This window comes from Pseudomonas sp. PD9R, from assembly GCF_019200975.1.
GTDB lineage: Bacteria > Pseudomonadota > Gammaproteobacteria > Pseudomonadales > Pseudomonadaceae > Aquipseudomonas.
This window is the reverse complement of the sequence record NZ_JAHTMR010000002.1, coordinates 356,946-374,640: the sequence shown is the minus strand read 5'-3', so window position 1 is coordinate 374,640 and position 17,695 is coordinate 356,946. Positions and strand designations below refer to the sequence as shown.

General features: G+C 57.8%; 20 protein-coding genes. 9 read left to right on the top strand and 11 right to left on the bottom strand.

What is annotated here, in order from left to right; translation table 11 throughout:
• Positions 1-144 precede the first annotated feature (144 nt).
• Complete coding sequence (locus KUF73_RS06170) at positions 145-2,046, bottom strand: potassium transporter Kup (RefSeq protein WP_218437163.1); 1,902 nt, start codon at positions 2,044-2,046, stop codon at positions 145-147.
• A 289-nt stretch (positions 2,047-2,335) separates the two neighbouring features.
• Here KUF73_RS06170 and rimO point away from each other — a divergent pair, with 289 nt between their 5' ends.
• The 6 genes from rimO to tsaA all read left to right on the top strand — a co-directional run bounded on the left by rimO (position 2,336) and on the right by tsaA (position 7,471).
• Complete coding sequence (gene rimO / locus KUF73_RS06165; RefSeq protein ID WP_218437162.1) at positions 2,336-3,673, top strand: 30S ribosomal protein S12 methylthiotransferase RimO; 1,338 nt, start codon at positions 2,336-2,338, stop codon at positions 3,671-3,673.
• 101 nt (positions 3,674-3,774) lie between these two features.
• A complete protein-coding gene (locus KUF73_RS06160) occupies positions 3,775-4,248 on the top strand; it encodes a GNAT family N-acetyltransferase (RefSeq protein ID WP_218437161.1) in 474 nt (157 codons plus the stop codon).
• Positions 4,249-4,404: 156 nt separating this feature from the next.
• Positions 4,405-5,115: an rRNA pseudouridine synthase gene (locus KUF73_RS06155; protein ID WP_218437160.1), complete on the top strand. Its 711-nt coding sequence runs from the start codon at positions 4,405-4,407 to the stop codon at positions 5,113-5,115.
• A gap of 76 nt (positions 5,116-5,191) precedes the next feature.
• On the top strand, positions 5,192-5,662 hold the full coding sequence (locus KUF73_RS06150; protein WP_046816549.1) for a DUF1456 family protein: 471 nt from the start codon (positions 5,192-5,194) through the stop codon (positions 5,660-5,662).
• Between the two features lie 219 nt (positions 5,663-5,881).
• Positions 5,882-6,652 carry an SDR family oxidoreductase gene (locus KUF73_RS06145; RefSeq protein WP_218437159.1) on the top strand — a complete coding sequence of 257 codons (771 nt, stop codon included), beginning with the start codon at positions 5,882-5,884 and terminating at the stop codon, positions 6,650-6,652.
• A 120-nt stretch (positions 6,653-6,772) separates the two neighbouring features.
• Positions 6,773-7,471, top strand: coding sequence for a tRNA (N6-threonylcarbamoyladenosine(37)-N6)-methyltransferase TrmO (gene tsaA / locus KUF73_RS06140; protein WP_218437158.1), 699 nt, complete (start codon positions 6,773-6,775; stop codon positions 7,469-7,471).
• Between the two features lie 169 nt (positions 7,472-7,640).
• Here tsaA and fpr read toward each other — a convergent pair whose 3' ends face one another.
• On the bottom strand, positions 7,641-8,420 hold the full coding sequence (fpr, locus tag KUF73_RS06135) for a ferredoxin-NADP reductase (protein WP_008054100.1): 780 nt from the start codon (positions 8,418-8,420) through the stop codon (positions 7,641-7,643).
• Between the two features lie 136 nt (positions 8,421-8,556).
• On the opposite strand from fpr, the gene KUF73_RS06130 reads away from it, so the two are divergent.
• Positions 8,557-9,483, top strand: coding sequence for a LysR family transcriptional regulator (locus KUF73_RS06130; RefSeq protein ID WP_218437157.1), 927 nt, complete (start codon positions 8,557-8,559; stop codon positions 9,481-9,483).
• Here the strand turns inward: KUF73_RS06130 and KUF73_RS06125 are convergent.
• The 3 genes from KUF73_RS06125 to KUF73_RS06115 form a co-directional block, all read right to left on the bottom strand.
• On the bottom strand, positions 9,480-9,842 hold the full coding sequence (locus KUF73_RS06125) for a diacylglycerol kinase (protein WP_034149863.1): 363 nt from the start codon (positions 9,840-9,842) through the stop codon (positions 9,480-9,482). The two genes, KUF73_RS06130 and KUF73_RS06125, sit on opposite strands and share 4 nt — an antisense overlap.
• 75 nt (positions 9,843-9,917) lie before the next feature.
• Positions 9,918-10,568 carry a response regulator transcription factor ErdR gene (gene erdR / locus KUF73_RS06120; protein ID WP_105340327.1) on the bottom strand — a complete coding sequence of 217 codons (651 nt, stop codon included), beginning with the start codon at positions 10,566-10,568 and terminating at the stop codon, positions 9,918-9,920.
• 219 nt (positions 10,569-10,787) lie between these two features.
• Positions 10,788-11,531 carry a tRNA-uridine aminocarboxypropyltransferase gene (locus KUF73_RS06115; RefSeq protein ID WP_218437156.1) on the bottom strand — a complete coding sequence of 248 codons (744 nt, stop codon included), beginning with the start codon at positions 11,529-11,531 and terminating at the stop codon, positions 10,788-10,790.
• Positions 11,532-11,720: 189 nt separating this feature from the next.
• On the opposite strand from KUF73_RS06115, the gene KUF73_RS06110 reads away from it, so the two are divergent.
• The gene (locus tag KUF73_RS06110; protein ID WP_218437155.1) at positions 11,721-12,143 is read left to right on the top strand and encodes a PA3611 family quorum-sensing-regulated virulence factor; all 423 of its coding nucleotides are present in this window, start codon (positions 11,721-11,723) and stop codon (positions 12,141-12,143) included.
• Here the strand turns inward: KUF73_RS06110 and KUF73_RS06105 are convergent, their stop codons facing one another.
• Positions 12,144-12,344 (bottom strand): hypothetical protein, encoded by a 201-nt coding sequence (locus KUF73_RS06105; RefSeq protein ID WP_218437154.1) that lies wholly within the window; start codon positions 12,342-12,344, stop codon positions 12,144-12,146.
• Positions 12,345-12,827: 483 nt separating this feature from the next.
• Here KUF73_RS06105 and KUF73_RS06100 point away from each other — a divergent pair, with 483 nt between their 5' ends.
• Positions 12,828-13,946, top strand: a complete 1,119-nt coding sequence (locus tag KUF73_RS06100; protein WP_218437153.1) for a TIGR00730 family Rossman fold protein — start codon at positions 12,828-12,830, stop codon at positions 13,944-13,946.
• 43 nt (positions 13,947-13,989) lie between these two features.
• Here the strand turns inward: KUF73_RS06100 and recX are convergent, their stop codons facing one another.
• From recX to KUF73_RS06075, 5 genes are all read right to left on the bottom strand, one after another.
• The gene (gene recX / locus KUF73_RS06095; RefSeq protein WP_218437152.1) at positions 13,990-14,457 is read right to left on the bottom strand and encodes a recombination regulator RecX; all 468 of its coding nucleotides are present in this window, start codon (positions 14,455-14,457) and stop codon (positions 13,990-13,992) included.
• Positions 14,458-14,465: 8 nt separating this feature from the next.
• The gene (recA, locus tag KUF73_RS06090; protein ID WP_218437151.1) at positions 14,466-15,518 is read right to left on the bottom strand and encodes a recombinase RecA; all 1,053 of its coding nucleotides are present in this window, start codon (positions 15,516-15,518) and stop codon (positions 14,466-14,468) included.
• A gap of 83 nt (positions 15,519-15,601) precedes the next feature.
• The gene (locus tag KUF73_RS06085) at positions 15,602-16,102 is read right to left on the bottom strand and encodes a CinA family protein (RefSeq protein ID WP_218437150.1); all 501 of its coding nucleotides are present in this window, start codon (positions 16,100-16,102) and stop codon (positions 15,602-15,604) included.
• A 118-nt stretch (positions 16,103-16,220) separates the two neighbouring features.
• Positions 16,221-16,562 (bottom strand): phage holin family protein, encoded by a 342-nt coding sequence (locus KUF73_RS06080; protein ID WP_218437149.1) that lies wholly within the window; start codon positions 16,560-16,562, stop codon positions 16,221-16,223.
• 261 nt (positions 16,563-16,823) lie between these two features.
• Positions 16,824-17,558 (bottom strand): S24 family peptidase, encoded by a 735-nt coding sequence (locus tag KUF73_RS06075; RefSeq protein ID WP_218437443.1) that lies wholly within the window; start codon positions 17,556-17,558, stop codon positions 16,824-16,826.
• Positions 17,559-17,695: the final 137 nt, after the last annotated feature.

The window sequence follows — 17,695 nt, the reverse complement described above, 5'->3', positions numbered from 1 at the left end:
GCCTGATGGTTGCGGGGGCTTTTTTGTGTTTGAACTTGCCTTGTAGGAGCTGCCGAAGGCTGCGATCTTTTGATCTTGATCTTGAAACCTTACAGAAGATCAAAATCAAAAGATCGCAGCCTTCGGCAGCTCCTACAGGTGCGCTTACATCTCTACCTGTGTCCCCAACTCAATCACCCGGTTCAGCGGCAGATTGAAGAAGCGCAGGTTGCCATTAGCGTTCTGCAACATGAAGGCGAACAGCGCCTCGCGCCAGCGGGACATGCCTTCGAGCTTGGAGGCGATGACCGTCTCGCGGCTTAGGAAGTAGGTGGTGCGCATCGGGCTGAAGTCCAGTTCATCGAGATGACAGAGTTTCAGCGCCTGCGGCACGTCCGGCTCGTCGGTGAAACCGAAATGCAGGATCACCCGGAAGAACCCTTCGCCGTAGGAATCCACCTCGAAGCGCCGGTTCGGCGGCACCCGCGGGATGTCTTCGTACACCACCGTCAGCAATACCACTTGCTCGTGCAGCACCTGGTTATGCAGCAGGTTGTGCAACAGCGCATGAGGCACCGCGTCCGGTCGCGCGGTCAGGAACACCGCGGTACCCTGGACGCGATGCGGTGGTTGCACGGCGATGCTGCTGATGAAAATCGGCAGCGGCAGCCCGCCCTCGTCGATTCGATCGACCAGCAATTGCTTGCCGCGCTTCCAGGTGGTCATCAGCACAAACAGCGCAAGACCGGCAATCACCGGGAATGCCCCGCCCTGCACAATTTTCGGTACGTTGGCGGCGAAGTACAGACCATCTACCAACAGGAAACCGAGCAAGACCGGCACCGCCAGCAGCGGTGGCCACTTCCACAACAGCAGCATCACTGCCGACACCAGAATCGTGGTCATCAGCATTGTGCCTGTCACCGCCACGCCGTAGGCCGAGGCCAAGGCATTGGAGGATTCGAAGCCGATCACCAACAGGATCACGCCAACCATCAATGCCCAGTTCACCGCACCAATGTAAATCTGGCCCTGCTCGGCGCTGGAAGTGTGCCGAATGTGCATGCGCGGGATGTAACCGAGCTGAATTGCCTGACGAGTCAGGGAGAAGGCACCGGAAATCACTGCCTGGGAAGCAATCACCGTGGCCAGGGTCGACAAGCCGACCAGCGGAATCAACGCCCAATTCGGAGCCAGCAGGTAGAACGGGTTGCGCGCGGCTTCAGGATCACCGAGCAGCAACGCGCCCTGGCCGAAGTAGTTCAGCACCAGCGCTGGCAAAACGAGGATGAACCAGGCACGGGCAATCGGCTTGCGGCCAAAGTGCCCCATGTCGGCGTACAGCGCCTCAGCACCGGTCAACGCCAGCACCACTGCGCCGAGGATCGCCACCCCCATGCCCGGATGCACGACGAAGAAGCGCACGCCCCATACCGGGTTCATCGCCTTCAACACTTCCGGATGTTGAACGATGCCATAAACGCCCAATGCGCCCAGCACCAAAAACCAGGTGACCATGATCGGTCCGAACAGAATGCCTATCCGCGCGGTGCCGTGGCTCTGAATCAGGAACAGCGCTACCAGCACCACCAGTGACAGTGGCACCACCCAATGGTCGATGCCATCGAATGCCAACCCCAGGCCTTCGATCGCCGAAAGCACGGAAATCGCCGGGGTGATCATGCTGTCGCCATAGAACAGCGCCGCCCCGATCAGCCCACAGACCACCAGCAATGTGCGCAATTTGGCACGCCCTGCTGCCGCCCGCCGGGCCAGCGCAGTCAAGGCCATGATCCCGCCTTCGCCCTGGTTGTCGGCGCGCAAGACGAACATCATGTACTTGATCGACACGACCCAGATCAGCGACCAGAAGATCAGCGCCAGAATCCCCAACACGCCGTCATGGTTGACCGGCACGCCATAACCACCGGAGAACACTTCCTTGAGGGTGTACAACGGGCTCGTGCCGATATCGCCATAAACTACCCCGACCGCCGCGACCAGCATGCCGATCGGCTTCGCTGTCGAATGCTCGGCGCCCGCAGCCTGACTACTTGCATGACCCATCCACCACTCCTACTACCCAGATCCGGGCTTCTTTGAAGAAGCACTATGCTTTGTCATTCCAGCATGCGCTGTTTTACTTACTGATACAGACGTTTTATTGACTGTAAAAATTCGGTAAAGCCTAACGGCGCGAAGCATAGCGCAGCACTCGTCGTATTTCCCTGCATAAAGCTGGTCAACTGAACGACTCATCGCTAGAATTGCGCACTTTTTGATCAGAGGCGCAGAAAAGCGCCCGTTTGTCGCCTTGCCGACTCGGCTGGAGGCGTCACAAATACCGAGGTTAGACATGTCCACCACTCCTGCGCCGGCCAATCCAAAGGTTGGCTTCGTATCCCTGGGTTGCCCGAAAGCACTGGTCGACTCCGAGCGCATCCTTACCCAGTTGCGTATGGAAGGCTATGACGTCGTGTCCACTTATCAGGACGCCGATGTCGTGGTGGTCAACACCTGTGGATTCATCGATTCGGCCAAGGCGGAATCCCTGGAAGTGATCGGCGAAGCCATCAAGGAAAACGGCAAGGTCATCGTGACCGGCTGCATGGGCGTCGAAGAAGGCAACATTCGCAAGGTGCACCCAAGCGTGCTGGCCGTCACCGGTCCGCAGCAGTACGAGCAAGTGGTCAACGCCGTGCATGAAGTCGTGCCGCCGCGTAAGGACCACAATCCGCTGATCGACCTGGTGCCGCCGCAAGGGATCAAACTGACCCCGCGTCACTACGCCTATCTGAAGATTTCCGAAGGCTGCAACCACAGCTGCAGCTTCTGCATCATCCCGTCGATGCGCGGCAAACTGGTCAGCCGTCCGGTGGGCGATGTGCTCGACGAGGCTCAGCGCCTGTTCAAATCCGGCGTCAAAGAGCTGTTGGTAATCTCGCAAGACACCAGCGCCTACGGCGTTGACGTGAAATACCGCACCGGTTTCTGGAACGGCGCCCCCGTCAAAACCCGCATGACCGAACTCTGCGAAGCCCTGAGCACCCTCGGCGTCTGGGTTCGTCTGCACTACGTTTACCCGTACCCGCACGTCGACGAGCTGATCCCGCTGATGGCCGCCGGCAAGATCCTGCCGTATCTGGACATCCCGTTCCAGCACGCCAGCCCTAAAGTGCTGAAGTCCATGAAACGCCCGGCGTTCGAAGACAAGACCCTGGCGCGGATCAAGAACTGGCGCGAGATCTGCCCGGACCTGATCATCCGTTCGACCTTCATCGTCGGCTTCCCTGGCGAAACCGAAGAAGACTTCCAATACCTGCTGAACTGGCTGACCGAAGCCCAGCTCGACCGCGTTGGTTGCTTCCAGTACTCGCCGGTTGAAGGCGCTCCGGCTAACGACCTGGACCTGGAAGTTGTACCGGACGACGTCAAGCAAGACCGCTGGGACCGCTTCATGGCGCACCAGCAGGCCATCAGCTCGGCGCGCCTGCAAATGCGCATTGGCCGTGAAATCGAAGTGCTGGTCGATGAAGTCGACGAGCAAGGCGCGGTCGGCCGCTGCTTCTTCGACGCCCCGGAAATCGACGGCAACGTGTTCATCGACAACGGCAGCAACCTCAAGCCAGGCGACAAGGTCTGGTGCAAAGTGACCGATGCCGACGAGTACGACCTGTGGGCTGAACAGATCTAAACGCAAAAAATACGAAAAGCCCCGCTCTCTTGACGAGATGCGGGGCTTTTTTACGGCTATCGTTTTGTGAGGAACGGATAACAACACAAGGGGCAGCGGGCATGCGCCAACATTCGGTCGTCCACACACCGAAACTGAGCGACTACGAAGAACTTACACGGGTCTGGGAAGCGTCAGTGCGCGCCACGCATGACTTTCTGCCAGAGAGCTACATCGAGCTCCTGAAGAATCTGGTGCTGACCCGTTACCTCGACGCGGTGATGCTGGTCTGCACCAAAGACTCGCGCCAGCACATCACCGGGTTCGCCGGGGTGGCGGCAGGCAAGATCGAAATGCTCTTCATCGACCCGGCCCACCGCGGTCAGGGCCTGGGCAAGCAGTTGTTGCGCTATGCCATGGAACACCTGAATGCCGATGAGCTGGACGTCAACGAGCAGAACCCGCAAGCGCTGGGGTTTTACTTCAAACAGGGATTCGAGGTGATAGGCCGTTCGGAAGTGGATGGCATGGGCCAGCCGTATCCGCTGTTGCACATGCGTTTGCGCCAGAACCAGCAACGTTCACAGCAAGGCTGACCCAACACCGATACCTGTGCAGGAGCTGCCGAAGGCTGCGATCTTTGCTCGTAAAGATCAAAAGATCGCAGCCTTCGGCAGCTCCGACAAATGGAACCGGGCTTAACCGGCGTCAGGCAGGTACAATGCCCACCCCTTTTTTGTTACGGCCCTGTCATGACTGACCCGATTCGACTCTCCAAACGCCTCATCGAACTCGTCGGCTGTTCCCGTCGGGAGGCTGAGCTGTTCATCGAGGGCGGCTGGGTCACCGTCGACGGCGAAGTGATCGACGAGCCGCAGTTCAAGGTCGGCGACCAGAAAGTCGAACTCGACAAGGACGCCAAAGCCACTGCGCCAGAGCCAGTGACCATCCTGTTCAACGTGCCCGCCGGCATGGACGCGGATACCGCCATGGCGTCCATCAGCGCCGAGACCCTGAGTGAAGAACACCGCTACGGCAAGCGCCCGCTCAAGGGTCACTTCCTGCGCCTGACCGCCAGCACTGACCTGCAAGCCAATGCCAGCGGCCTGCTGGTATTCACCCAGGACTGGAAGATCCTGCGCAAGCTCACCGCCGATTCGAGCAAGATCGAGCAGGAATACGTGGTCGAGGTCGAAGGCAACATGGTCGAGCACGGCCTCAATCGCTTGCAGCACGGCCTGACCTACAAGGGCAAGGAACTGCCGCCGGTCAAAGCCAGTTGGCAGAACGAGAACCGTCTGCGCTTCGCCATGAAAAACCCGCAACCGGGCATTCTCGCTCTGTTCTGCCAGGCCGTCGGCCTGAAGGTCGTGGGCATCCGCCGTATCCGCATCGGCGGCGTGTCCATCGGCAAAGTGCCCTTGGGGCAATGGCGCTACCTGACCGGCAAAGAGAAGTTCTAAAGCTTCTCAAGCCGCCACACATTTCGGCGCTGCGCTCTGCCGCGACGCCCACAGCTGAATATCAGGATTGCACACCATGATTCATAACGACGTACTGCGCAGCGTGCGCTACATGCTCGACATCAGCGACAAGAAAGTCATCGAGATCATCAAACTCGGCGGCATGGACGTGACCCTGCCAGACCTGTTGACTTACCTCGACAAGAAAGAGGAAGACGAGGAAGGCTTCGTACGCTGCCCGGACGAGGTCATGGCGCATTTCCTCGACGGCCTGGTCATCTTCAAGCGTGGCAAGGACGAAAGCCGTCCACCGCAGCCAATCGAAGTGCCGGTGACCAACAACATCATCCTGAAAAAGCTGCGTGTGGCTTTCGAGTTGAAAGAAGACGACATGCACGCGATCCTCAAGGCTGCCGAGTTCCCGGTGTCCAAGCCTGAGCTGAGCGCGCTGTTCCGCAAGTTCGGCCACACCAACTACCGCCCATGCGGTGACCAGTTGCTGCGTAATTTCCTCAAGGGCCTGACCCTGCGCGTACGCCCGCAGTAAATTGCACGGCTCCCTGTAGGATCTGCCGCAGGCTGCGATCTTTTGACTTTGGTTTTTTCAAGATCCAGATCAAAAGATCGCAGCCTGCGGCAGCGCCTACAGGGGACCATAGTGGTTGAGTGCCGGGCCGTATGACCGCACATTCCGCGAAAAAATAGTGGCTCCGCTTCCGGCGGCTGACGACTAGGGTGTAATGACCCTCAGTTCTCAGGACTCGCCATGCACCCCTACTTTTCCCTGCAAGGCCGCACCGCTCTGGTGACCGGCGGCACCCGTGGTATCGGCAAAATGATTGCCAAGGCTTACGTCGAGGCCGGCGCTACCGTGTACGTCTGCGCCCGCGATGCAGAAGCCTGCCAGCAAACGGCTGATGAACTTGGCGCGCTTGGGCGCTGCCATGGCGTCGCCGCCAACCTGGCCACAGAAGAAGGCGTGTTGAAGTTGGCCACACGGTTGGGCGAGCAGATCGGTCATCTCGACATTCTGGTCAACAACGCCGGCACGACGTGGGGCGCGCCACTGGAGAGCTACCCGATCAAGGGTTGGGAGAAAGTCATGCAGCTTAACGTCACGTCAGTCTTCAACTGCATCCAGCAGTTCCTGCCACTGCTGCGCAAGGCCGGCTCGGAGGCGAATCCGGCCCGGATCATCAACATCGGCTCGGTGGCGGGGATTTCGTCCTTCGGCGAACAGGCTTATGCCTACGGCCCGAGTAAAGCCGCCCTACATCAACTGTCGCGAATTCTGGCGCGGGAACTGGTAAACCAGCACATCAACGTTAACGTGATTGCGCCGGGGCGTTTTCCGAGCAAGATGACTCAGCACATTGGCAACGATGAGCAGGCGCTGGCTGAAGACACAGCACTGATACCGATGAAGCGCTGGGGCCGGGAGGAAGAGATGGCGGCGCTGGCGATCAGTCTGGCGAGTACGGCCGGGGCGTACATGACCGGGAATATCATTCCGCTGGATGGTGGGTTTAGCCTCTAAAGATCGCAGCCTTCGGCAGCTCCTACATTGTTTCGCATTAACCTGTAGGAGCTGCCGAAGGCTGCGATCTTTTGATCTTTAAGGCATCATTCCCAGCCTATCCCGCTTCGACCGCCAACCATGACCTACAGCGTTTCCCCTATCGGCTTTGTGCGCTCCTGCTTCAAGGAGAAATTCGCCATCCCGCGCCAACCGCAACTGGCCCCGGCTGCGCGCGGTGTTCTGGAACTGGTGACGCCGTTCGATCAGGGCGATGCCGTGCAGGGACTGGAGCAGGTCAGCCATGTCTGGCTGTTATTTCTGTTCCACCAAGCCCTGGAAGAAAAGCCACGATTGAAAGTCCGCCCTCCTCGCCTGGGCGGCAACAAATCCATGGGCGTATTCGCTACCCGTGCTACCCATCGCCCTAATGGCATCGGCCAGTCCGTGGTCAAACTGGACAAGGTCGAAGCCAATCGCTTGTGGATATCCGGCATTGACCTGCTGGATGGCACGCCGGTTCTGGACATCAAACCCTACGTGCCTTACGCCGACATCATCGACATAGCCTCCAACAGCATCGCCAGCGCTGCGCCGCAGCTGATTCCCGTGGAGTGGACAGATTCAGCACTGCAACAGGCTCATGGGCACGCTCAGCGCCTTGAAGAGCCGTTGATTGAGTTGATCGAGCAGTGTTTGGCGCAAGATCCACGCCCGGCCTATCAAACGCCCACGCCCGAGCGGGAGTACGGCGCGCAGTTCTGGGATCTGGACGTGCGCTGGCATTACCCTGAGTCGGGGCTGATTCGCGTCCTCGAAGTCATTCCGGCAAAGGTGTAAACGCCAGAAACGCAAAAACCCGCGCTGCCTTGGGTGGCAACGCGGGCTTTTGATCGTGTAGGAGCGAGCTTGCTCGCGATGGTCTAGAGTACGCCGCGTTTAACCCGTTAAGCGCGCGTTATCGTTAACGACCATCGCGAGCAAGCTCGCTCCTACAGGTGACCTTCGGTCACTTCTCGACGAACGCACGCTCGATCAGGTAGTCACCCGGCTCGCGCATCCGCGGCGAAACTTTCAGGCCGAAGCTGTTCAACACTTCGCTGGTCTCGTCGAGCATGCTCGGGCTGCCGCACAGCATGGCGCGGTCGTCCTGCGGGTTGATCGGTGGCAGGCCGATGTCGCTGAACAACTTGCCGCTGCGCATCAGGTCGGTCAGGCGACCTTCGTTCTCGAACGGCTCGCGGGTCACGGTCGGGTAGTAGATCAACTTGTCACGCAGGGCATCGCCGAAGAATTCGTTCTGCGGCAAGTGCTCGGTGATGAACTCGCGGTAGGCGACTTCGTTGACGTAACGTACGCCGTGGCACAGGATCACTTTTTCGAAACGCTCGTAGGTTTCCGGGTCCTGGATGACGCTCATAAACGGCGCCAGACCGGTACCGGTACTGAGCAGGTACAAATGTTTACCAGGCTTCAAGTCATCTAGCACCAGCGTGCCTGTAGGCTTCTTGCTGATGATGATCTCGTCGCCTTCCTTCAGATGCTGCAACTGGGAAGTCAGCGGGCCATCAGGCACCTTGATGCTGAAGAATTCGAGATGCTCTTCCCAATTCGGGCTGGCAATCGAGTAAGCGCGCATAAGCGGGCGGCCGTTGGGCTGTTGCAGGCCGATCATCACGAACTGACCGTTCTCGAAGCGCAGGCCCGGATCACGGGTGCACTTGAAGCTGAACAGAGTGTCGTTCCAGTGATGAACACTGAGGACACGCTCGTGGTTCATGTTGCTCATGTACGGGGACTCCTGGGGATTTGTCTGCGCCTGCTTTTCAAAAGAGAGCTCTTGTGCGCAATTGCATCGCATTCTAATAGCAGTAACAATATCTGTTAAATGGATTATTAAGATAAGGGTTATCGGTTATATCGATATGCGATTTACTCTCCGTCAACTTCAAGTATTCGTCGCCGTCGCCCAGCAGGAAAGCGTGTCCCGTGCTGCGGGCCTGCTTAACCTCTCGCAATCGGCGGCGAGCACCTCGATCACCGAACTGGAACGCCAGTCGAGCTGCCAGCTCTTCGATCGCGCCGGTAAACGGCTAAGCCTCAATGCCCTCGGCAAACAGTTGCTGCCACAAGCGGTGGCGATGCTCGATCAGGCCAAGGAAATCGAAGACCTGCTCAACGGCAAGTCCGGTTTCGGCTCATTGGCGGTCGGCGCGACCCTGACCATCGGCAATTACCTGGCGACCCTGCTGATCGGCGGTTTCATGCAGCGTCACCCGGAAAGCCAGGTAAAACTGCACGTGCAGAACACTGCCAACATTGTGCAACAGGTCGCCCACTATGAAATTGATCTGGGTCTAATCGAAGGTGATTGCAGCCACCCGGATATTGAAGTACAGAGCTGGGTCGAGGATGAACTGGTGGTGTTTTGCGCACCGCAACATCCATTGGCCCAACGCGGCAGCGCGACCATCGATGAATTGGGCCACGAAGCCTGGATTTTGCGCGAACAAGGTTCGGGCACGCGACTGACCTTCGATCAGGCCATGCGTCATCACCGAAGCTCATTAAACATCCGCCTGGAACTGGAGCACACCGAAGCGATCAAGCGTGCGGTGGAATCCGGTCTGGGGATTGGCTGTATTTCGCGACTGGCGTTACGGGATGCGTTCCGCCGCGGTAGCCTGGTGCCGGTGGAGACACCGGACCTGGACCTGGCGCGGCAGTTCTACTTCATCTGGCACAAGCAGAAATACCAGACGTCGGCGATGCGCGAATTCCTCGATCTGTGCCGCGCCTTCACCGCCGGGGTGCAGCGCAGCGACGAGATCGTGCTGCCGACAATCGCTTAAAGCAGAATCACTGCCCACACCAGCGCGATCATGGTCAACGCCACGAACTGCGCGGCACTGCCCATGTCCTTGGCGTTCTTTGACAACGGGTGCAATTCGAGGGAGATGCGGTCGATGGCCGCTTCTACTGCCGAGTTAAGCAACTCGACGATCAAGGCCAACAGGCAGACCGCAATCAGCAGCGCCTGTTCGACACGACTGACATTCAGGAAGAACGACAGCGGGATAAGGATGACGTTGAGCAATACCAGCTGGCGAAAAGCCGCTTCACCGGTGAAGGCTGCGCGCAGGCCGTCTAGCGAATAACCGGAGGCGTTGAGGATACGTTTCAGGCCGGTCTGGCCTTTGAAAGGTGACATAGAGTATGCAACTGACCAAAAAGGAGTGGGGAAACTAGATTAACCAAAGTCAAAAAAGCGTGAAGACGCCAATCCTTAGTGGCTCGAAATTGACTCAAGTTGTTGCAACAGCAGCGCTGCCTGGGTCCGGGTGCGCACGTTCAGCTTACGGAAGATCGCGGTCACGTGGGCCTTGATCGTCGCTTCGGAAACGCTCAGTTCGTAGGCGATCTGCTTGTTCAGCAAACCTTCGCAAACCATGGTCAACACGCGAAACTGCTGCGGCGTCAGACTCGCAAGGCCTTCGCTGGCCGCCTTGGCCTCATCGGAAACGCTGACCGCTTCGAATGCCTGGGGTGGCCAGAATACATCACCATCGAGCACCGCACGCACGGCCTTCTGGATCACGCTCAGGTCGCTGGACTTGGGAATGAAGCCACTGGCTCCGAATTCACGGGATTTGACCATGATCGAGGCCTCTTCCTGCGCCGAAACCATCACCACCGGAATCTGCGGGTACTGACCGCGCAACAACACCAGCCCGGAAAAGCCGTACGCACCCGGCATGTTCAGATCCAGCAGCACCAGATCCCAATCGGCCTTTTCAGTCAGGCGCGTTTCCAGCTCGGCAATGCTCGCCACTTCCACCAGACGGACATCCGGGCCAAGGCCCAGGGTCAACGCTTGATGCAGGGCGGAACGAAAAAGCGGGTGGTCATCGGCAATCAGGATTTCGTATGTGGCCATTTTTCAAATGATCCTGTTTTTCATGGGACGCCCGATGCATTCGGGCCTCGCCAAAACAACTCGAAGTACAGCCACGGAGCTGCACCAACAGGGCACGTTCAACACCAATCAAACGGCGTTTCAAACTCCGGCCGCACCCTAATCGGCGCCAAGCATGCCCAGCACAGCCGGGGTGGTCAAGCTGCATGGCCGATCCATGCATTGCAGTATGGGCGATGCTCAGCTCAATGGCGTGTCTACACTCGGCACGAACGGCCTCAACTCAGCGTGTGCAGGTGTTTCAACATTCATCTCAAGCTGACGCTTGGCATCAAGATAATGCTGGCTGAACACGTCGAAATAAGCCTCCAGTGCCGATGCCGCTTGCACATCACCCGCCAGATCGAGGCATAGCGCTGCAACTTCCGCAGTACACAAATGTTCGCTTCGTGTAGAGCGGCGCAACTGATACCGGGAGAGTTTTTCGGGCAGCAGACTGAGAATCGGCAGCGAGTCAAAATAAGGACTTTTACGGAAAATCTTGCGGGCTTCGGTCCAGGTTGCATCGAGCAAGATGAACAGCGGCCGCTTGCTGCTATCGACTGCTACGGTATTGGTTACGCGCTTGGGCTCGACATACTCACCCGGAAATACCAGGTAAGGCTGCCATTGCGGGTCGGACAACAACGCCAGCAACTGAGGGTCAGGCTCGGTACGCGACCAGATGAACGCATGGTTGTCGCGCACCACATCGGCGATCAGCCAGCCGGTGTTGCTCGGTTTGAACACTTCCTTGCTGGTCATGATCAGGCAAACCCCGGCGCGAGTCTCGACCTGTGGACGCCAGGCGCACAGGCAGTGACTCTCGATCACGCGACAGGCTCGGCAGCGGGTTGCGCGCCAGCCGCGAGCCTGAATGGGCTTGATGCCTTCGTCTTCTCGCTGATCACGCAAGCGGGCTACAGCGTTGGGGGCATGGCTCATCGCAGGCTACGCCGACATAACGGGGAAATTGACACGAACAGCACTCGGCAAGGCATTAAAGGCCGACAGTTTACCAGAGCGGTGGGCGCAAACCTGTACCGTCCAGGCCACCTCCCCTATAATTCGCCGCCACTGAACGCACAGTCACGTGACTGGTCGAACCACCAGTCACTGAACCAGGAGAGTTTCATGCTGCGCCTTATCGTTCCCACCGCTGCCATTCTGCTGGCGTCGTCCTTCAGCGCCCAAGCAGCGTCATTGAGTGAGCAGAACCTGAACAGAGAGCTGCAAAACGTCGCCGCGCAAAGCAGTGTTGGTACTCCACGGGCAATCAATGAAGACATTCTTGATCAGGGCTATTCCGTTGAAGGTACGGTACTGATCAACCACTTGAGCGTACAAAGCAGCCACGCCAACAAGATGCGCGCCGATCCAAAAGCCGTGTATTTCCAGCTGGGTGCCTCGGTATGCAACAACCCGTCATTCCGTAAGTTGATGGCCAAGGGCGCGACCATGCGTTACGACTTCACCGAGGTGAAGAGCAATCGCGCAATCGGCTCAGCCAGCTACAAGGAATCGGATTGCCCGAAAGCGCCCCAGAAGAAAAAGTAATCAATGGGACTTGGCGCGCCGCTGCTCATCCTCGGCGCGCAGTTCTGCCAGCAACGCCTGCAAATAACGTGACCGCCGGTCCGCGCCCATAAGGCGACGGCAGCACTCTTCTTCGAGACTCAAATGGTTGGTCTCGGCTGATGACTTCAGCAATCGATACAGTTGCGTATCGACCTCTATCTCCAGAATGACTCTGGTCATGGCTTCCCGCCTCCCTGCACTTCACTCGTATTGAGCGAGAAATCCTTCAACCGCTTGTCCCGTGCGCCTTACCCTTGACGCAAAGTTGTCGTGTGACGCCTGTAACTTAGTAAATCAGAGTGCAGAACTCGCGGTGTGCGTTCAGACGAGCGGTGAAAGCACCTTGCAAATCGTCAATAAGCGGTTGCCAGGAAAGACTTTACGGCGCAATGATCAAAGCAGCGCAAATCACCGCAAGGGTCTAGATTTCAAGTATCCACGTTCATTCTTCAGGGCAGGAAAAGGGCCGCCCATTACGCTTTGTGCTTTGCGAACGTTTCTTTCATCCAAGGGAAAAACAGAGCCTGTATGGATGACCCGCCAACCATTCGGGTCAAATGAATCGCCCAGGCATGGGCCGGGGCAGACAGCGACACAAGATGTGTCGTGGCGTCGATGATTGGTGTGTTGGCGCCGAGGGTTCTGTGCAGAAGGAGAAGTTGAATGCCTTACCAACCGAATGACCTCCTGAGCCGCCATTTTGCAGACAGCGGCCACGACCTCATCAGCAAGGTCGAAGAGCAACTCAACCTTGTTTCACCCAACAGCCCGAATATTCCGATCTATCGCGACATGATCCTGACCGTGCTGCGCATGGCCCAGGAAGACCACAACCGCTGGAATGCCAAAATCACCCTGCAAGCCCTGCGCGAACTTGAGCAAGCCTTCCGCGTACTGGAGCAGTTCAAGGGTCGACGCAAAGTCACTGTTTTCGGCTCGGCGCGCACGCCGATAGAACATCCGCTATATGGTATGGCCCGCGAGCTTGGCGCCGCGCTGGCGCGCTCGGACCTGATGGTCATTACGGGTGCAGGCGGCGGCATCATGGCCGCAGCTCACGAAGGTGCCGGCCTGGCACATAGCCTGGGGTTCAATATCACCCTGCCTTTCGAACAACACGCCAACCCCACTGTTCAGGGCACGACCAACCTGCTGCCGTTCCACTTCTTCTTTACGCGCAAGTTGTTCTTCGTCAAGGAAGCCGATGCGCTAGTGCTTTGCCCAGGCGGTTTCGGCACCCTGGATGAAGCGCTGGAAGTGCTGACGCTGATCCAGACCGGCAAAAGCCCACTGGTGCCCGTGGTACTGCTGGACGCTCCGGGCGGCAAGTTCTGGCAAGGAGCGCTGGAGTTCATACACCAGCAACTGGAAGAAAATCGCTACATCCTGCCTACGGACATGAAGCTGGTTAAACTGGTCTACAGCGCCGAGGAAGCCGTGGAACAGATCAACCAGTTCTACAGCAACTACCACTCCAGCCGCTGGCTCAAGCATCAATTCGTGATCCGCATGAACCACAAACTCAGCGATCGGGCACTCGAACACATGCAAAAAGCATTCGCCGACCTGTGCCTCAGCGATCAATTTCATCAGCACGCCTACAGCGGCGAGGAACACGACGAAGCGCAGTTCAGTCATCTGGCGCGACTGGCCTTCACCTTCAACGCCCGTGACCATGGCCGGCTACGAGAGCTGGTGGATTACATCAACCTGCCAGAAAACTGGGCGCAACCCCAACCACAGGCACAACAGCGCACGCGGGAGACATCAAAGGTTACGTGACGCATAAAAAACGGCCCGCTATCGAAATAGCGAGCCGTTTCAGTCAATCATCCATCCCTCGACCGCTGAACAAGCGGTTGATCATTTCCATCGAATATCCCCGATATGCCAGGAACCGGCCTTGCTTGGCACGCTCCCGAACGTCTATCGGTAAATGCCCGGAGAACTTGCGCCGCCAGGTGTCTGACAACTGCTCCTGCCAGTCGATACCGCTCTCGCGCAAGGCAAGTTCGATATCACTGCGCTGCAGGCCACGCTGGCTCAACTCTTCGCGAATACGCAAAGGGCCATAACCGGACCGAGCACGGTAGGAAACAAAACTTTCGAGGTAACGGGATTCGGAGAGCAAGCCCTCTTCCGTCAATCGGTCGAGTGCGGTTTCGATCATTTCAGGGAGAGCGCCGCGCTGACGCAGCTTACGCATCAGCTCGACTCGACCGTGCTCGCGGCGTGCGAGCAGGTCCATTGCGGTTCGCCGCACCGCGACGAGGGTATCGAGTACGGCGGTCATCGGATCTATCAGATATCAGCGTCAGCCAGATCATCCGCAGTCTCTTTGACTGGCGAAGCCTTCACGTCCGGAGCTGGGGTTAGCAGTTTGTCACGCAGTTGCTTCTCAAGGGTTGCGGCAATTTCCGGGTTATCTGCCAGAAATTTGGCCGAGTTGGCTTTACCCTGACCGATCTTGGTGCCGTTGTAGGCATACCAGGCACCGGACTTCTCAACGAAACCGTGCAGAACACCCAGGTCGATCATCTCGCCATTGAGGTAGATGCCTTTGCCGTAAAGAATCTGGAACTCGGCCTGACGGAACGGCGAAGCCACTTTGTTCTTCACAACCTTGACGCGGGTTTCACTACCGACGACTTCATCACCTTCTTTCACCGCGCCAGTACGGCGGATGTCCAGACGAACCGAAGCGTAGAACTTCAGCGCGTTACCACCAGTGGTGGTTTCCGGGCTGCCGAACATCACGCCGATTTTCATACGGATCTGGTTGATGAAGATAACCAAGCAGTTGGCGTTCTTGATGTTACCGGTGATCTTACGCAGCGCCTGGGACATCAGACGGGCTTGCAGGCCCACGTGCATGTCGCCCATTTCGCCTTCGATTTCTGCTTTTGGTACCAGTGCCGCCACGGAGTCGACGATGATCACGTCAACCGCGTTGGAACGCACCAGCATGTCGGTGATTTCCAGGGCTTGCTCGCCGGTGTCCGGCTGGGAAACCAGTAGGTCGTCGACGTTGACGCCCAGCTTGCCAGCGTATTCAGGATCGAGGGCGTGTTCAGCATCGACAAATGCGCAGGTCGCGCCGGCTTTTTGAGCCTGGGCGATCACGGACAATGTCAGTGTGGTTTTACCGGAGGATTCAGGACCGTAGATTTCAACAATACGGCCTTTTGGCAGACCGCCAATGCCCAATGCGATGTCCAGACCCAGAGAGCCAGTGGAGATGGATGGGATCGCCTGACGGTCCTGATCGCCCATACGCATTACGGCACCCTTGCCGAATTGACGTTCGATCTGACCCAGGGCCGCAGCCAAGGCTTTCTTCTTGTTGTCGTCCATTAAAGTCCTCACGTAATCAATAAGGCCTGACGGCCAACACCTGTATAAGTAGCCAGTATTATTCCACAGCGATTCCGGATCGCCTACCCCTGATTTGAGATTTCTGCCGCGGCATGCCGCAGCAGCCCCTCTAGCGCGGCCTTCACCGTTTGTCGGCGGACTTCATCGCGGTTACCGGGGAAGTGCTGCACCTCACAAAACACCTGCTCGCCGACGCCCCAGGCCAGCCAGACAGTGCCCACCGGTTTGCTCGGTGAACCGCCGTCCGGCCCGGCAACGCCGCTGACCGCTACGGCAAAATGCGCCTGGCTTTTTTCCTGCGCCCCACGAACCATGGCCTCGACGACCTCGCGACTGACCGCCCCCACCGTTGAAAACAACTCGACCGGGACATTCAATTGCCGGGTTTTCTGACGGTTGGAGTAAGTGACATAACCAGCCTCGAACCAGGCCGAACTGCCAGGAATCCGGGTAATCGCCTCGGATATTCCACCGCCCGTACAGGACTCGGCGGCAGTGACGTGGGCATTGAGAACCTGCAAGCGCCTGCCAAGCTCGGCGGCCAGCTGAGTGATTTCTTTCACAGTCATCTCCTGATCGGGCGGAATGAGACCTACCGTACACGAGCAATCCGCGCTTGCAAGGCGCAGGGTTGATCAAAATGTGAGTAAGGCAGCGCTCTGCAAAAGTCACGACGAGCAATCAATTCTCCGCATCGTCAGGCCGCCCGCCCGCCACACCAATCTGCTTGGTGACCCAGCGTTCATATAAGCCGATAACAACGTCCGTACCGGCCATCGCCGTGAGGCACCCACCCGCGCAGGCGACCCAGACGGAAACACCGGCGGCGTGCAGCAGCATGATGGCCGAGGCGCCGCAGATCATGCTGGAGCCAGAGCGTAACGCGAGTCGCCGAAATAGCGACCAACCGCGAACGCCCTCCTTGTCGGCCCGCCACATTTCACCCGCAACGCCGCCGAGCAGAATCAGGACAGTAACCATCCAAAGGGGTATCTCCAACCAAACGGGTTGCTCGATAGTCATTACACGCCTCCCGAGGATGATTACTGAATGTATGCACACAGCTTCTACCGAAAGCGCTTGGGCCATGTGCTGAGCATTTTTTGTGATTCGACAGAGACACAAGAGTATGCATTTACGCATACATAATCAATGCGTAAATGCATTATATCTGGATTTCACTTATGCAATAACGCATATAAATAACCCTGATTCGATAGCCAATGGCTTTCTTCAGGCAAAAAAAAACCCGCTGATTGCGAGTTTTTAGTGACAAACCCTAGGCTATCGGGCGTACATACCCCACCAAAAAACATGACCGAGGATGACGATCTGCTCTTCCTGGATTGCCGCAAAGGTGTAGTCCTCGTCCGGATGCTCGTCACGATTGAAGCTGCGCAGGCGGATTCCGGTGGGCAGGCGATAAAGCTGTTTCACCCGCAACTGGCCGTTGTGGTTGATTGCATAAAGGTCGCCATCAATGATGTCGCCAATCCCGCACTTGCCGGCATTGACCCCGACCGTCGCTCCGTCGCGCAGCACCGGCAGCATGCTGTTGCCGCGTACCGTCACGCATTTGGCCTGGTCGAACTGTACACCGTTATGGCGCAAGCTGCGCTTTCCAAAGCGCAGGCTAGAGCGCTCACTCTCTTCGATGACGAATCGCCCTGATCCCGCAGCCAATTCAACCTCGCGAAGAAAGGGAACCGACACCTCGTCGTCATCGACTGGCGTATCGTCGTCCCACAGACTTATATCCTTGAGTTCCGAATGCAACTCATCGCGTCCGGTACTGGTAGCCGGCACAACATCCGCGCGGCCGCGCAACTGATCGGTGCTCACGGCGAAGTATTCGGCGATCTTCGAAATATGCTTATCCGAAGGGTCGACGATCTTCGCGCTGAGAATCCGCGAGAGCGTGGATTGAGGCACGCCGGTGCGACGGTGAAGCTCCGTGGGGGAGATCCCGTGCTGATCGAGCAGTGCTCTTAAGACGGTTGAAACATTGCGTTTTTGCATAACGCGCATATTGCTTGTTCTTCACACAGAAGACAAATGCCGATTTGCATAACAAATGCATAAACCAGCTGAAACAGACCGCGTAGCGTTCGTGCCTGCGTCCGACTGACCGGCCATGTTAATCTTGCGCCCATTGC

Coding starts and splice junctions, on each gene's coding strand:
- KUF73_RS06170 (WP_218437163.1), bottom strand. CDS start 2,046: ATGGGTCATGCAAGTAGTCAGGCTGCGGGCGCCGAGCATTCGACAGCG.
- rimO (WP_218437162.1), top strand. CDS start 2,336: ATGTCCACCACTCCTGCGCCGGCCAATCCAAAGGTTGGCTTCGTATCC.
- KUF73_RS06160 (WP_218437161.1), top strand. CDS start 3,775: ATGCGCCAACATTCGGTCGTCCACACACCGAAACTGAGCGACTACGAA.
- KUF73_RS06155 (WP_218437160.1), top strand. CDS start 4,405: ATGACTGACCCGATTCGACTCTCCAAACGCCTCATCGAACTCGTCGGC.
- KUF73_RS06150 (WP_046816549.1), top strand. CDS start 5,192: ATGATTCATAACGACGTACTGCGCAGCGTGCGCTACATGCTCGACATC.
- KUF73_RS06145 (WP_218437159.1), top strand. CDS start 5,882: ATGCACCCCTACTTTTCCCTGCAAGGCCGCACCGCTCTGGTGACCGGC.
- tsaA (WP_218437158.1), top strand. CDS start 6,773: ATGACCTACAGCGTTTCCCCTATCGGCTTTGTGCGCTCCTGCTTCAAG.
- fpr (WP_008054100.1), bottom strand. CDS start 8,420: ATGAGCAACATGAACCACGAGCGTGTCCTCAGTGTTCATCACTGGAAC.
- KUF73_RS06130 (WP_218437157.1), top strand. CDS start 8,557: ATGCGATTTACTCTCCGTCAACTTCAAGTATTCGTCGCCGTCGCCCAG.
- KUF73_RS06125 (WP_034149863.1), bottom strand. CDS start 9,842: ATGTCACCTTTCAAAGGCCAGACCGGCCTGAAACGTATCCTCAACGCC.
- erdR (WP_105340327.1), bottom strand. CDS start 10,568: ATGGCCACATACGAAATCCTGATTGCCGATGACCACCCGCTTTTTCGT.
- KUF73_RS06115 (WP_218437156.1), bottom strand. CDS start 11,531: ATGAGCCATGCCCCCAACGCTGTAGCCCGCTTGCGTGATCAGCGAGAA.
- KUF73_RS06110 (WP_218437155.1), top strand. CDS start 11,721: ATGCTGCGCCTTATCGTTCCCACCGCTGCCATTCTGCTGGCGTCGTCC.
- KUF73_RS06105 (WP_218437154.1), bottom strand. CDS start 12,344: ATGACCAGAGTCATTCTGGAGATAGAGGTCGATACGCAACTGTATCGA.
- KUF73_RS06100 (WP_218437153.1), top strand. CDS start 12,828: ATGCCTTACCAACCGAATGACCTCCTGAGCCGCCATTTTGCAGACAGC.
- recX (WP_218437152.1), bottom strand. CDS start 14,457: ATGACCGCCGTACTCGATACCCTCGTCGCGGTGCGGCGAACCGCAATG.
- recA (WP_218437151.1), bottom strand. CDS start 15,518: ATGGACGACAACAAGAAGAAAGCCTTGGCTGCGGCCCTGGGTCAGATC.
- KUF73_RS06080 (WP_218437149.1), bottom strand. CDS start 16,562: ATGACTATCGAGCAACCCGTTTGGTTGGAGATACCCCTTTGGATGGTT.
- KUF73_RS06075 (WP_218437443.1), bottom strand. CDS start 17,558: ATGCAAAAACGCAATGTTTCAACCGTCTTAAGAGCACTGCTCGATCAG.